The organism is Thermotomaculum hydrothermale, from assembly GCF_016592575.1.
Classification (GTDB): domain Bacteria; phylum Acidobacteriota; class Holophagae; order Thermotomaculales; family Thermotomaculaceae; genus Thermotomaculum; species Thermotomaculum hydrothermale.
Genome location: NZ_AP017470.1, coordinates 655,362 through 669,485 on the forward strand (window position 1 = coordinate 655,362; position 14,124 = coordinate 669,485).

The 14,124-nt window shown below is 36.1% G+C and carries 13 protein-coding genes; 7 read left to right on the top strand and 6 right to left on the bottom strand.

The genetic code is table 11. The annotated features are described in order from the left end of the window. The 7 genes from TTHT_RS02980 (at position 1) to TTHT_RS03010 (ending at position 7,102) form a co-directional block, all read left to right on the top strand. Positions 1 to 1,140 carry an acyl-CoA dehydrogenase gene (locus TTHT_RS02980; protein ID WP_201328556.1) on the top strand — a complete coding sequence of 380 codons (1,140 nt, stop codon included), beginning with the start codon at positions 1 to 3 and terminating at the stop codon, positions 1,138 to 1,140. A 1-nt stretch (position 1,141) separates the two neighbouring features. Continuing rightward, positions 1,142 to 1,945 carry a TlyA family RNA methyltransferase gene (locus tag TTHT_RS02985; protein ID WP_201328557.1) on the top strand — a complete coding sequence of 268 codons (804 nt, stop codon included), beginning with the start codon at positions 1,142 to 1,144 and terminating at the stop codon, positions 1,943 to 1,945. Beyond that, the gene (locus tag TTHT_RS02990; protein WP_201328558.1) at positions 1,935 to 2,828 is read left to right on the top strand and encodes an NAD(+)/NADH kinase; all 894 of its coding nucleotides are present in this window, start codon (positions 1,935 to 1,937) and stop codon (positions 2,826 to 2,828) included. Before TTHT_RS02985 ends, TTHT_RS02990 begins: the two co-directional genes overlap by 11 nt. A 10-nt stretch (positions 2,829 to 2,838) precedes the next feature. Continuing rightward, complete coding sequence (gene glgP, locus TTHT_RS02995; RefSeq protein WP_201328559.1) at positions 2,839 to 5,388, top strand: alpha-glucan family phosphorylase; 2,550 nt, start codon at positions 2,839 to 2,841, stop codon at positions 5,386 to 5,388. Positions 5,389 to 5,449: 61 nt separating this feature from the next. Continuing rightward, positions 5,450 to 5,689, top strand: coding sequence for a YdcH family protein (locus TTHT_RS03000; protein WP_201328560.1), 240 nt, complete (start codon positions 5,450 to 5,452; stop codon positions 5,687 to 5,689). 22 nt (positions 5,690 to 5,711) lie between these two features. Beyond that, positions 5,712 to 6,458, top strand: a complete 747-nt coding sequence (pssA, locus tag TTHT_RS03005; RefSeq protein ID WP_201328561.1) for a CDP-diacylglycerol--serine O-phosphatidyltransferase — start codon at positions 5,712 to 5,714, stop codon at positions 6,456 to 6,458. Between the two features lie 80 nt (positions 6,459 to 6,538). Next, the gene (locus TTHT_RS03010) at positions 6,539 to 7,102 is read left to right on the top strand and encodes a histidine kinase N-terminal domain-containing protein (protein ID WP_201328562.1); all 564 of its coding nucleotides are present in this window, start codon (positions 6,539 to 6,541) and stop codon (positions 7,100 to 7,102) included. A gap of 28 nt (positions 7,103 to 7,130) precedes the next feature. On the opposite strand, the gene TTHT_RS03015 is transcribed toward TTHT_RS03010, so the two are convergent. From TTHT_RS03015 to TTHT_RS03040, 6 genes are all read right to left on the bottom strand, one after another. Continuing rightward, positions 7,131 to 7,469 carry an STAS domain-containing protein gene (locus TTHT_RS03015; RefSeq protein ID WP_201328563.1) on the bottom strand — a complete coding sequence of 113 codons (339 nt, stop codon included), beginning with the start codon at positions 7,467 to 7,469 and terminating at the stop codon, positions 7,131 to 7,133. A 67-nt stretch (positions 7,470 to 7,536) separates the two neighbouring features. After that, entirely contained in the window at positions 7,537 to 9,219 is a 1,683-nt protein-coding gene (locus tag TTHT_RS03020) for a dipeptidyl-peptidase 3 family protein (RefSeq protein WP_201328564.1), read from the bottom strand. Continuing rightward, complete coding sequence (locus TTHT_RS03025; RefSeq protein WP_201328565.1) at positions 9,216 to 11,264, bottom strand: OPT family oligopeptide transporter; 2,049 nt, start codon at positions 11,262 to 11,264, stop codon at positions 9,216 to 9,218. The genes TTHT_RS03020 and TTHT_RS03025 overlap by 4 nt, the downstream gene beginning before the upstream one ends. 128 nt (positions 11,265 to 11,392) lie before the next feature. Further along, positions 11,393 to 11,902, bottom strand: coding sequence for a L,D-transpeptidase family protein (locus TTHT_RS03030; protein WP_201328566.1), 510 nt, complete (start codon positions 11,900 to 11,902; stop codon positions 11,393 to 11,395). A gap of 55 nt (positions 11,903 to 11,957) precedes the next feature. Further along, positions 11,958 to 13,301 (bottom strand): replication-associated recombination protein A, encoded by a 1,344-nt coding sequence (locus TTHT_RS03035; protein WP_201328567.1) that lies wholly within the window; start codon positions 13,299 to 13,301, stop codon positions 11,958 to 11,960. Next, entirely contained in the window at positions 13,298 to 14,053 is a 756-nt protein-coding gene (locus tag TTHT_RS03040) for an ATP-binding protein (protein WP_201328568.1), read from the bottom strand. Before TTHT_RS03040 ends, TTHT_RS03035 begins: the two co-directional genes overlap by 4 nt. Positions 14,054 to 14,124 lie beyond the last annotated feature (71 nt).

Sequence of the window (14,124 nt, forward strand, 5' to 3'; positions counted from 1 at the left end):
ATGGATTTTCGCCTTACAGAAGAGCAAAAAATGTTCCGCGATATGGTACGGGACTTTGCAAAAAAAGAGGTTGAACCGGGGGCTTCAGAGAGAGATAAAAAGGCAGAATTTGCCCACGATTTAGTTAAAGAAATGGGCGAGTTAGGTTTAATGGGGGTATTTATCCCAGAAGAATTCGGTGGCTCAGGTGGGGATGTTATATCGTATCTCTTAGCTGTAGAAGAGCTTGCAAAGGTTGATCCTGGCGTTGCAGTTACAATGAGTGTCAACAATTCTGTTTGTTGCTTTCCTATTTTAAAATTCGGTAATGAAGAGCAGAAGAAAAAGTATCTACCCCTTCTTGCTTCTGGAGAAGTAATTGGTGGCTTTTGTCTTACAGAACCAAATGCAGGTTCTGATGCAGGAAGTTTAAGGACTAAGGCTGTAAAAAAGGGGGATAAGTACATTATTAACGGCTCTAAAGCCTGGATAACGAATGCGAGAGTGGGCAAGTACTTTGTTTTACTTGCTTCAACAAACCCTGAGGCTGGGCATAAAGGAATTTCTGCCTTTATCGTTGATGCAGACCATCCAGGCTTTATTGTGGATAAACCTGAGGATAAAATGGGAATGCGCTCTTCCAAAACCTGTATGGTTACTTTAGAGGATTTGGAAGTACCGGCAGAAAACCTTTTAGGTGAAGAGGGAATGGGTTTTAAAATTGCCCTTACTACTTTAAACCATTCAAGGATTGGTATTGGTGCACAGGCTCTTGGAATTGCCAAAGGGGCATTTGAAGAAGGGGTAAAATATTCAACTGAAAGGGTTCAATTTGGAAAACCTATTGCAAAGCAGCAGGCTATTCAGTTTAAAATTGCAGATATGGCAACAAGGATTGAAGCGGCAGAAAACCTTGTGTACTATGCAGGGTTTATGGATTCAATAGGAAAAACTGACCCTAAACTTTCCTCAATGGCAAAGATGTACGCTTCTGAGACAGCAATTTTTTGCACATACGAAGCATTGCAGATTCATGGAGGATACGGCTATTCCAAGGAGTACAAGATTGAAAGATTGTACAGGGATGCAAGGGTAACCACTATTTACGAAGGAACTAACGAAATACAGAGGCTTGTTATTGCAAAAAGCCTGTTGGGATAAAATGGCAAAAAAAGAGAGGGCAGATAAACTGCTCGTTCAAAGAAATTTAGTTAAATCAAGGGAAGAAGCCCGCCGTTTGATTATGGCGGGTCTTGTTTTTCTTGACAATAAGCGTATTGAAAAAGCAGGGGAGTTAATCCCAATTGAAAAAGAGATTTTTGTTAAAAGAAAACTACACAATTATGTTGGTAGAGGGGGATTGAAACTTGAAAAAGCCCTTAATGAGTTTAAGATTGATGTAAAGGATAGAATTTGTGCCGATATAGGCTCATCTACTGGGGGCTTTACAGACTGCTTGCTTCAAAGGGGAGCAAAGCTTGTTTTTGCAATAGATACTGGCACAAACCAGCTTGATTTAAAACTCAGAAAAGACAACCGTGTTGTTGTTATGGAAAATTTTAACGCAAGGTATTTGAAAAGGGAGGATTTATCTTTTCCAGTTTCTTTTATCTGTATGGATGTTTCTTTTATTTCTGTAAAGAAAATTATTCCTGTTTTTACGTCTATAATTGATGAGGAGAGAGATTTTGATGCTGTCATTTTAATAAAGCCTCAATTTGAGGTTGGGAAAGACGAAGTGGAAAAAAAGGGCATTATAAAGGATAAGACAAAGCATTTCAGGGTTATTGAAGATATAATATCTTTTAGTAACTCACACGGATTTTGCGCTGAAAATTTAACAAAATCACCAATTCAGGGACAGAAGGGAAATATCGAATATCTTTTACATTTAAAGGTTAAAGGAAATTGTAGTAATATTATAAATAAGAAAAGAGTTGAAGAGGTTGTTTTCAATGAAATTTGAAAAAATAGGTGTAATTTTTAAGCCGAAGGCTGATTTAAAAACTCTCGAAAAGGTGTTGTTTGCCCTTGAAAAGATATTGATTAAAAGAGGAATTTCAAAGGCTTACACATTGAAACCTATTCCAGAAACTATAACAGTTGATAATTCTTTAGGAGAATTTTTTGTTAAAGCATCCCCGGTGGATTTTATTGATAGTGTTGATTTACTTCTTGTTTTAGGGGGAGATGGCACTTTGTTGTCATCAGTGAGATTGTTAGAGGGTGAAAAAATTCCAATATTAGGTGTGAATTTAGGAAGTCTTGGTTTTTTAACAATAGTACAGGTTGATGAATTTGAAGAGGCTTTAACCAACACTCTAAATGGTAATTATCAGATTGACGAAAGGTTAATGCTTGAAGGGAAGATTTTTGATGAAAATGGTAAGGTTCTTGTTGAGGAGCATGTTTTAAACGATGTTGTAGTTAACAAAGCAGCGCTGGCAAGGATTATGGATTTAAGGTTAATGATAGATGGGGATTTTGTGTCTGACTATAAATCTGACGGGCTTATAATCTCAACACCGACAGGTTCAACAGCATACTCCCTTGCAGCAGGAGGTCCTATTATCTTTCCTTCAACAAATGTTCTTACAATTACCCCTATTTGTCCGCACTCTTTAACAAACAGGCCAATTGTTGTATGTTCTAACTCTGAAATTGAGATTACTTTAAATAAAATGCACACAGATATTTTTATAACCTTTGACGGCCAGAAAGGTTACAGATTTTCTTCTCAGCATATTTTAAAGGTAAAAAAGTCAGAGAGAAAGGCTTTGTTAATTAATCCCAAATTAAAAAATTATTTTGAAGTTTTAAAAGAAAAACTGAAATGGGGAGAAAGGTAAGGAGTGAAAAATGAAAACATTTAATATTGTTCCGAATATTCCGCCTGAATTAGAGCCTTTAAAAGAGATTAGTTTTAACCTCTGGCATGTATGGAATCCAGATGCTATTACTTTATTTATGAGAATTGACAGGAAATTGTGGGAAAGTTGCAATCATAATCCTGTTTTAATGCTTGGGAGACTCAGTCAAGAAAAGTTAAATGAGCTTGTCCATGACGAAGGATTTATGCTCTTCCTTGAAAAAGTATATTCTGACTTTAAAAGGTATGTTGATAACAAAAACTTTTTTCAATACTCACTTGGAGTAAACAAAGATTTTAAGATAGCCTATTTTTCTGCAGAGTTTGGTATTAACGATTCTATTCCAAACTATTCTGGTGGATTGGGGGTTTTGGCAGGTGACCATTTAAAATCATCTTCCGACTTGAATGTTCCTTTAATAGGGGTTGGATTAATGTATCAGCAGGGCTATTTCAGGCAGTATTTAACCCCTGACGGCTGGCAACAGGAAACGTACCCTGAAAATGATTTTCACAATATGCCTATGAAGTTAGTTAAAAATGGAGACGGAAACCCTTTAACAGTTTCAGTTAAAGTTGGAGATAGAAATGTTTATGTTAGGGTATGGAAGCTTGAAGTTGGAAGAGTTTCTGTTTATATGCTTGATACAAATAACCAGATGAATTCTGATGAAGATAGAAAAATAACCGACCAATTGTACGGGGGAGATATAGAGCATAGAATTAAGCAGGAAATAATCCTTGGCATTGGCGGGGTAAGAGTTCTTGACGCTCTGGGAATTCAGCCTGCTGTTTATCACTTAAATGAGGGGCATTCCGCTTTTGCAACATTTGAGAGAGTAAGGATTTTAATTGAAAAGCACGGTTTAACCTTTGAAGAGGCAAGACTTTTTGTTCAACATACAACTGTTTTTACAACTCATACCCCTGTACCTGCCGGTAATGATGTTTTCCCTCCTGAGCTTATTTCAAAGTACTTTTCCGTGTATATTTCAGAGTTAGGGCTTTCCCCTGAACAATTTTTAAGCTTTGGCAGGGTAAATCCCTTTGATAAGCAGGAAGGCTTTTGTATGACTGTGCTTGCATTGAAAAATTCAGCCTTTGCAAATGGGGTGAGCAGGCTTCACGGAAAGGTTTCAAGAAATATGTGGAAGGGCTTGTATCCCCATATAGATGTTGAAGAGGTTCCCATTAAACATATTACAAACGGGGTTCATATCCCGTCGTGGATTTCCCTTGACCTTGCTACACTTTATTCAAGGTATTTAGGGCCTCAGTGGGCTGAAGACCCTGACAATGAAAAAATCTGGGAAAGAGCACTTGATATTCCTGATGAAGAGCTATGGAGAACCCATGAGAGAAGAAGGGAGAGGCTGGTTGCTTTTGTGAGGAGAAGGCTTGTTAAATGCTTGAAGAGAAAAGGTGCAAGACAAAGTGAAATAATGAAGGCAAAACAGGTTTTAGACCCTGAGGCATTAACAATTGGCTTTGCGAGAAGGTTTGCTGCATACAAGAGGGCATACCTTATATTTAAAGACCCTGACAGGCTAGATAAAATTTTAAACAACCCTGAAAAGCCTGTTCAAATTATTATTGCAGGCAAAGCACACCCAAAGGATATGGAAGGAAAGGAAATTATTAAAAATATTGTCCAGATTGCAAGGGAAGAAAGGTTCAGGAAGAAAATTGTTTTTATTGAGGATTACGATATAAATGTTGCAAGGTACCTTGTTCAGGGGGTTGATTTGTGGCTGAATAACCCAAGAAGGCCATTAGAGGCATCAGGTACAAGCGGAATGAAGGCATCTGCAAATGCCGGGCTTAATTTAAGCGTTTTAGATGGCTGGTGGGATGAGGCTTACAACGGGGAAAACGGTTGGGCTATAGGTAGTGGAGAGGAGTACGATGATTTAGAGTACCAGGATGAAGTTGAAAGCAGGGCTATTTACGATTTGCTTGAGAAAGAGATTATTCCTCTTTTCTATACAAGAGGAGATGATAAATTGCCACATGAGTGGATAGAGAGAATGAAGATAAACTTGAAAACAATTTGCGGTTTCTTTAATACCCATAGAATGGTTGAAGATTATATGGAAAAATTCTATTTAAAAGGGGCTGAACACTTTTTCTCCCTTGGGCAAAACGGCTTTGAAGGGCTAAAAAACCTTCTTGCATGGAAGAAGAAGATTGATACAAACTGGCATAATGTGAGAATTTTGGAAAGTGAATTTTTGGGGGAAAGGGAAAGTTTAATTAGAACTCCATTAGGTTGCAGGGTAAAGGTAGACCTTGCGGGGTTAACTCCAGAGGATATTGTTGTTGAAGCTTACTTTGGGAAACTTGACGCAAATGGGAAATTATCTGAATTTCAGATAGAAAAACTTGAAAATGTAAAGCAAATTGATAGTACTGTGTATGAATTTTCTGGAGAAATAACCGTTGAAAAAACAGGGAGATTTGGTCTAAGGTTTAGAATCAGGCCGGTTAATTTAAACCTTGAAGACTCTTTATCGTTGACATATATAAAATGGGACGATTAAAAGAATTGAAAAATAAGGTTAAAATTGTTATATTTTAATTACAACATAATTTGGAGGTATTATGATTAAATTAAGTGAAGAACAGGTGAAGGAAATTCTTTACAAAGAAAACCCTGAATTTAAACAGCTTAAAGACAAACACGCCAGTTTTGAAGCAAGACTTCAGGAATTACTAAAAAAAAGCAGGCTTTCAAATGAAGAAGAGCTTGAACTTCATGAGATAAAGAAACAAAAACTTATTTTAAAAGATAAAATGTATCAAATGATAAGAGAATACAGGGAGACACACAAATCTGAATAAAAAGCATTATTAGGGAGAGAATTTGGCAGAAAAAAATCCGAGGAAAGGGGCTTTTATACTGCCCAGCCTCTTTACTATAGCAAACCTTTTTTTTGGTTTTTCCGCTATTCTTTTTGCGGAATCTGGAAAGTATCAAATAGCATGTTTTTTTGTATTCGTGTCCGCAATTATGGATATGTTAGACGGCAGGATTGCGAGAATGACTGGTACTGAGTCTCAATTTGGCGCAGAACTTGATTCTATTGTGGATGTTGTCTCTTTTGGAGTTGCCCCTGCTTTTATTTTTTACCACTGGGGTTTTTCTCAACCTGCAATAGATATGTTTTTAAAGAGATTAGGCTGGGCGGCCGCCTTTATTTTTGTTAGTTGTGGGGCTTTAAGGCTTGCAAGGTTTAATATTCAGAAGAACATTGTTGACTCAAAATACTTTGTAGGGGTTCCAATTCCTATTGCAGCTATATTCACGATTTCCATGGTGTTAAGGTTTCCTGAACCTGTAAATTCTCCCCTTTTTAGTTATATAGTTTCCATGATGGTTATTTTTGTTGCGCTTTTAATGGTTTCCAAAATTAAATACTATAGTTTTAAAAAAACAAAGATAAAAAAAGAAAAGCCGTATTCTTTTGTAATTGTTATTATTATTTTGTTTGCCGGGCTAATTATTGCCCCTGCTACTATACTTCTCCTCTTTGCTTTTTTCTATTTAATCCATCCCTTTATTTTTAGAAACGGCTCTCATAAAGAACCGCAATCAAAAGCCTCTAAATAACATAGATTTATTCAACAAGTTATATTGCCAAAATCTTCCATTGTTTTTATATTCTTAGTAAGAAAAACTGGGAGGAAAATATGATAAACAAAGTTGTTCAGTTTATTGATACACATATAGAAAATTTTTCAAAAGCTTTTGCTAAAGAAGTAAAAAAATCAAAGTATTTGATGAGGTACAAGGGATTTGAAGAGGAAGAAGTGGTATCAAGAGCTAAATCACTGTTTAAAACCATGACCACATGGCTAAAAGAGGAGATGGAATACAAAGATGTTGGCAAGTATTTCGTTAAGGTGGGGAAGCAAAGGTATGAGGAGGGCTTCCCTCTCTGTGAAGTGATTCATGCATTATTTTTGATTAAAAACATTTTCTGGAAAAAGATTAACGAGGAAGGATTTTTGTCTTCTACTTTGCAGATTTATATTGCAATTGAGACTTTGAAAAAGATTTACGATTTTTTTGATGTTGGGGCATTTTATATAGTTAGAGGGTATCAGGAAGCAATGTATAATGAGTTAGGCTCAACAGGTAAAATTACTGAGGAAGACTTAAAAAAGGTATTTTTCCCAGGCTCATTTAAAAATGATGAATTAATGGAAAAAATGTCTTACAAAAACATTCCATTTTTTGACTGGAAATGGTAAAAAAAAGAGGGCTAAAAGCCCCCTGCTATTATTCAAAACTTGCACACGCTTCTGCGGTACTGTCAAAAACCTCAAAAATAGATATTAAAGTTGTAAGTTGTAATAAATCGTGAACCTTTGTGTTAAGGTTTGCTAATTTTAATTCTCCACCCTGTTTTTTGGTTGTGGTATAGGCGCTTGCAAGCTCTCCCACACCTGAAGAATCCATATAAGAAACATTTTTCATATCAATAACTATTTTTTTTCTACCCTTTTCGAGTAGCTCTTTAATTGTATTCCTTAAAGCAACATCTCCTTCGCCTATTGTTATTTTTCCATTAATTTCAACTACTGTAACATCTCCAACTTCTCTTGTTTTTATTTTCATTTTGACCTCCCTAATCTTTTTTGTACAAATTAGTTAACGAAATCCCCTTATAAATGTTTCAACATTATTAAATTTCAGGAAAAATTGGTCTGATGTCAACAGGGATATTTTTTAACTTTTCAAGTGCTTTTTTCACCTCAGGTTTGATGACTTTATAAGTGTTTACAAACTGTTTTGTTTTTTCATAATCCCCGGTTGCCTGAAGTATTAAAAGCTCATGTGCCAGTTTTGTAAATCCATCCTTTGCTTTTTCAAGATTAACGGAAAACTTTTTGCTGTTTTCATCGTAATTAATAACGCCTAATTCCCTGAGGTAATTAAAGATGATTATGTTTCCACCTCCGTGTGCTTCGTTAATTCCAAATCTTATAGACCTGAAAATTCCACCAATAAAGGTTGTAACCAGTTGTTTTTCAAATCCTTTCGGGAAAACCCCTTTTTCAGTCAGGAAGAATCCATTGTAAACACCTAAAACATCAGCCTTTGCCTCTTCAATTGTTGAATAGTATTCCTTTAACTCTTTGTTTACAGTTGTTTTTTTACCGTTTTTTGTAATAATTCCAGGCCCTAATCCGTGTGAAATTTCGTGTAACAGTGTGTGTGTAAAATAGGCGTTAAAGGAAACATTTTTCAAGGTATCTTTTGTTAAAACAGTTTTTGCTATTGGAATCCAGCACATCTTATACTTTGCTTCGGCAACATTCTTCAATAACACTTTTTTAGAGCCTTTTGCTTCCCTTACTCTTTCGTCGTTTGGAAGGTTAAATGCTGTTGTTTGAACTCCAGCCCCTGCGTCTCCCCCACAGTAAACTTCGTAAACAACGGCGATAGGGGAGGATAATCCTCTGTTAAAGTTTTTGTACATATCAGGGATTGGGAGGTTTTTCTCCATGTCTATAAGGTACTTTGCTATTGTTTTTAGTTTTTTACTCTCAACCGGGTCTTTAACTGTAACAAAGGATTCAAAAGAGGCTTTGTAGCCGAATAGCCTGTCTTCGTAAACCTCATAAGGACCAATTACAACCTCTATTGCATTATTCTTTACATCCATCCATGCAAGGTCTGATTTGAAGTAATCGTTTGATAGAAAAGCCTCTGCCCTTAAATTAAGGTATTTTTTTACTGTGGGGTTTTCGCAATTCTTTGCAGTCTCTTTAAGCAATTGAGTCGCTTTTTCTAAAAAAGGTTTATATTCTTTGCTATAAGGTATTGCAACTAAATTACCGTCTTTATTTCTTCTGATTACTGTAAAGTTTGATGTAAATTCATCTTCAAGTTCTGGGTGCTGTTTTAAAAAGTCTTCAAACTCATCCTTTGTCATATCTTCAGGATAGAAATTTGCCCCTAAAGGTTTCTCTCCAACACCTTCAATAAAAGGTTTATCATGTTCAAGCCTGTTAAATGGCCCATAGTAAATGTTAAACAGCTCAAGTTCTTTTTTTGACAACTCATCATTTGCTTTTTTTAATTTTTCCCTTATTTCAACATTTTTTGAGTAAACCTGTCTCAAAAAAATCTCGTCCATTATTTTTGTGGCTTCTATAAGTTTCTTAAGCACAATTTTCTGCTTTTCGTTTATTAGTTTTTTGTCAAAAGATAGTTTTACAGGGGCAAACTTGTTTATTTCCCTGTTTAAATACTCTAATTTTTCTTTATTCTTTTCCATTTTTATTTCTGTCTTTTCCTTTTTTTCTGTATTGCATGACAAAGCAAATAAAAGAATTATGCCTAAAGTTAATATTTTTCTCATAGCATTTTTTCCTTATGTTCTTTCGTTGCAAAATAGTAAACACCGATTGTAATAACAATCATAATAATAAGTCCAATCAATGTTGCCGTGCCTTCGTTTGCGGAAACAAGGTAAGGGTGATGTCCCTCTTTTCCGGCAACACCGAATATATGCCAGAGAGTATCTAATAAGTTTAATTTTTCTCCATTAACAGTCATTGCAGGCCATATTGTCCATGCCCTGAGCGCAGCCCCTAAAACACCGAACAGTGCTGAACCTGCAAGCAAACCTGAGGCAATAAGTGTGCCCTTCTGCACTCTTTTCTTTGCAATCTCCTGGTCTTCAGAACTCCTGCCTAATAGCCATGCAATAAATCCTCCAACTAAAAGAGGGGTATTTAATTCCTGGGGTAAGTACATTCCAAGGGCAAATGCAAGGGCAGGCACTCCTAAAATATCCATAAGAAGAGCAACAATTCCGCCAACGCCGTATAAAATCCATGGAATATTTGCTTTTGGGTCCATTAGGGTCAGGATAATTGATTTCATAACATTTGCCTGAGGAGCAGGCATTGCAGGGTTCGGTTGCCCGTTTGGAAGGGTGAAACCTAAGGTTGCATTTATAAGGTAAATTGCAGCTCCAACTGTTGCGGCAGCAATTAAAATCCCTAAAAACTTAAACCTTTCCTGGTTGTAAGGTGTTGCCCCTAACCAGTAACCGATTTTCAAATCAGTAATAAAGCCCCCTGCAACAGAGAGTGCAGTGCATACAACAGAGCCCATAACTAATGCAACAGCCATTCCCTTATCTCCATGAAGCCCTGCTTTAACAAGCAAAACAGAGCCTATAATCAAAGTAACAAGTGTCATTCCTGAAACAGGGTTTGAGCCAACAATAGCAATTGCTCTTGCTGCAACTGTTGTGAATAAGAATGTAATTACAAAGGTAATGATTAAAGTCAATAGCCCGAAACCGAAACTTTTTGTAAGTATATAGTAAAAAATAAAGGTTGCTATTAAGGAAACTCCCAACAAAGTGATAATTGTTTTCATTGATAAGTCTTTATCAGTCCTTATTTCTTCATGTTCTTCGTGGTGGCCGAAAATCTGCTTAAATCCTATTGAAAATGATGAGATGATAACATTGAAATTTTTGATTATTCCCATTAAACCTGCAATAGCGATTGCGCCTATACCGATAGGCCTTACATATTGAGCAAATATGGCGTTTGGAGTCATTGCAGTTGCATGCACCAATGATTGAGAGTAACCAAAAAATGGAACAAATACAAACCAAGCCAAAAATGAGCCTGCAACAATTACAAAGGCATACCTTAATCCCACAATGTATCCAAGGCCTATGAAGAATGCGGTTGTTTCCATTTTAAATAGCATTTTTGTTTTTTCGGTAAATGTTTTAAAGGGGGTGCCAAGCATTGTCCAGTTGAAATGCGTTCCCCAGAATCTCATTGATTCTCCTAAAAAGTCAATTATTCCACCGACAAGCATGGAGTAAATAAGGGTTTTAGATTGGTCTCCTGCGCTTTCCCCTGTTGCTAAAATCTCTGTTGTAGCAGTTGCCTCGGGGAAGGGTAGAATTCCGTGCTGGTCTGCAACAAAATATCTTCTAAGGGGAATTAAAAATAATATACCTAAAACTCCCCCTAAAAATGCTGCAAAAAATATTGTTAAAAATCCAGGATTTAGATTTAACATAAACAGGGCGGGAAGGGTGAAAATAGCACCTGCAACAACAACTCCTGAGCCTGCCCCAATGCTCTGGATAATAACATTTTCAAGAATTGTGTTTTCCCTTTTGTACATTTTCCCTAACCCCACCGCTAAAATTGCAATAGGGATTGCTGCTTCAAATACCTGTCCAGCCTTTAATCCGGAGTAAGCACATGCAAAGGTAAATAGAAATGCCATTATCATTCCCCAGATAATACTTCTCGGGGTTACTTCCGGGATAATTTTTTCAGCAGGGATAAAAGGGATATACTTTTCCCCTTCTTTTAAAGGCCTGTAAGCGTTTTCAGGTAATCCTTTAGGGTTTTTAACTTCCATAACCTCTCCTTTTTAAATTTTGGTAAACTTACCTAATTACTTTATTGCAAAATCACTTTTTTTTCAAGGAAATTAAGATGTAATTGTACAGTTTGATTTCTATTTTCAGCTTGTTTTATAAAAATTTTTTATGGAAGGATTTTAATTGGTGTGCCAACTTTAACCGATTTCCATACTTCGTCCATATCTTTGTTGCTTAGTGCAATGCATCCCCTTGTCCAGTTGAATCTTTGCATTATGAATGAAAACATTTCCCAGCCATTTTTCTGGCCGTGAATCATAATGTCGCCGCCCGGGTTTACATGGAGTTTTCTTGCCCTTTCTATGTCCTGTTTGTTTGGGTATGATATGTGAATTGATTTGTAAAACTTGCTATTGAGATTTTTATAATCAAGGACATATAATCCTTCAGGTGTTTTTGAGTCTCCTTCCTTTATCTTGTGCCCCTTGGGATTTTTTCCAAAAACAACATGATAGGATTTTATTACCTTGCCATTTTTCATAAGGTATAATCTATGTTCAGACTTTTTTACCACCACCATATCCGCAGGGGTTATAGCAAATGATGGGGTTATGAGAAAAATAAACAGAAAAATTAGAAATTTTTTAAAATTTTTAGATAATATTTTTCTTGCCATTTTTCTCCCTTTAAAGTTGATTTATTGTAAATGATTATTGTTTGCACATCAAATTTTACTTTTTTATGTGTAGTATCCAGTCTCTTGTTATTTTTATTTTCCCTGATTTTATAAGGTAGCGAAGAGCTTTTTTCATCTTCCATTTTTCAATATTTAAACTGATGCTTAAATCTTCAAGGTTTATTCTTTCGCCGTCAAGGGTTTTTAGCTTATTCATTATTTTCTCTTCAATTTCTTTTGAAAGATTTGTTATTTCAGAGTGTTTAACGTACCTTTTGTTTTTTAGTTGTTTTGGTAAAAATTCCTGTTTTTCAAAGGGGTTAGAATGGCTATAGATGTAGCCCTTTGCCCCTGATATTTTATCTGCATCCTTGTAATGTGTGTCTTTTAGGTGGTCTGGTACATCAAAAATAAGCCCATTTCTTATGTCATTTATTGCATTGTCAATTGAAACTATTGTTTCGTTTGATTTTTCAGCTTTTGCAAGGTAAATTGCAAGCTGTGCAAGGTGAATTCTTGCCTCTGGCAATCCTAAATTTTTAACAGCATACAACACAGCAGCGGCTAAAACTGTTGCAAAGGGGTCTTCGTTTCCTATGTCTTCTGCAGCACAAACAAACATTCTCCTTGCGATAAATTCAGGGTCTTCCCCCGCTTCTAACATCTTTGCAATGTAATAGATTGCTGCATCGGCATCTGAGCCCCTTAAACTCTTTTGCAATGCAGATGCGTGGTTAAAGTGCTCATCAGAGTGTTTGTCGTAAACAGGGTTTGATTTAAACTCTTCAAAGGCATCTTCCCCTGTAACCTCAATTGCTTCAAGATAGTTTAATGCCTTTCTAAAGTCTCCGCCGCAGAAAAAACTTATTTTTTTCAGGGTTTCTGTTGATGTTTTCAGGTTTTCCTTTTCCTTTATTTTTTTCAGCCCTTCAAAAATCTCTTCGCTGGACAATGGTTCAAAGTGAAATACCAGACACCTTGAAAGTATTGCCTTGTTTACTGAAAATGCAGGGTTTTCAGTTGTTGCACCAATCATAACCAAATCCCCTTTTTCAATGGAAGGCAGAAGTATATCCTGTTGAAGTTTGTTAAACCTGTGGATTTCATCAACAAAGAGAAGTATATTTTTTGATAAAGATGCCTTTTTAACAATATCCTTTAGCTCTTTTGCCCCTGAATTTGTTGCGGAGATCTCTGTAAAAAGCATATTCATCTCTTTGCTAATTATCCTTGCAAGGGTTGTTTTTCCCGTACCTGGATTTCCCCAGAAAATCATTGATTGAATGTGCTTTTGCTCTATAAATTTTTTTATTGGAGCATTTTCTCCAATTAGATGCTTTTGCCCAATAAAGTCTTCAAGTTTTTCAGGCCTGAATTTTTCTGCAAAAGGCTTTTTCAATCTTTTACTCCCTTTGAATAATCGTGGAAGAAGTTGTACTTTTTCAGTGCCGTAAAAGCGTTGTGCAGCACTCTTTTATCCTTTTTTTTCAATTCATTAATTAGTTCTTTTACCTTGTCTCTCATTGATATTTTATCACCTAAAAGCTCGCAAGTTGTGTCTGTTGGAAATTTAATTTCTCCCGAATTTACGAACTCTATTATCAATTCTTCCTGAATGTAGCACATAGGCCTGATTAAAAGGATAGGGTGTTTTTCACTTTGGGCAACTGCAGGCATACCGGATATTTTCCCTGCAAAAAACATGTTCATTACAAAGGTTTCAACCATATCGTCCATGTGGTGGCCTAAGGCCAATTTGTTGCAGCCAATCTCTTTTATCCTTTCGTACAAAACAGCCCTTCTAAACCTTGAACAAAGCCTGCACGGCATATCCTCTTTTGGATTTTCAGCCATCATTTTTTTCACAGTGATTTCTATATCTGACTTAAACCAGGTTAGTTTTTCACCTAAATTTTCAAAAAAATCGCTCAAGTCTTTTTTAGGCGGTTCATTGTTCATTGAAAGGTAAACAGGAACAATTTTATACTTTTCCTTTGCCTTCCTTTGCAATTCTCTTAACGCAAGGTATAGGGTTAGAGAGTCTTTTCCTCCTGATATTCCAACAGCGACTTTGTCTCCCCCCTCAATCATTTTAAAGTCGCCAATTGCTTTTCCTGTTCTTCTAACTATTAAATCAAAGGCTTTTTTCATACACGCTCCTGAAATAAAGTCGTCTATTGAATTTTAAAGAAATAGGTTTTAATTGCAACTTAAAAAATTTA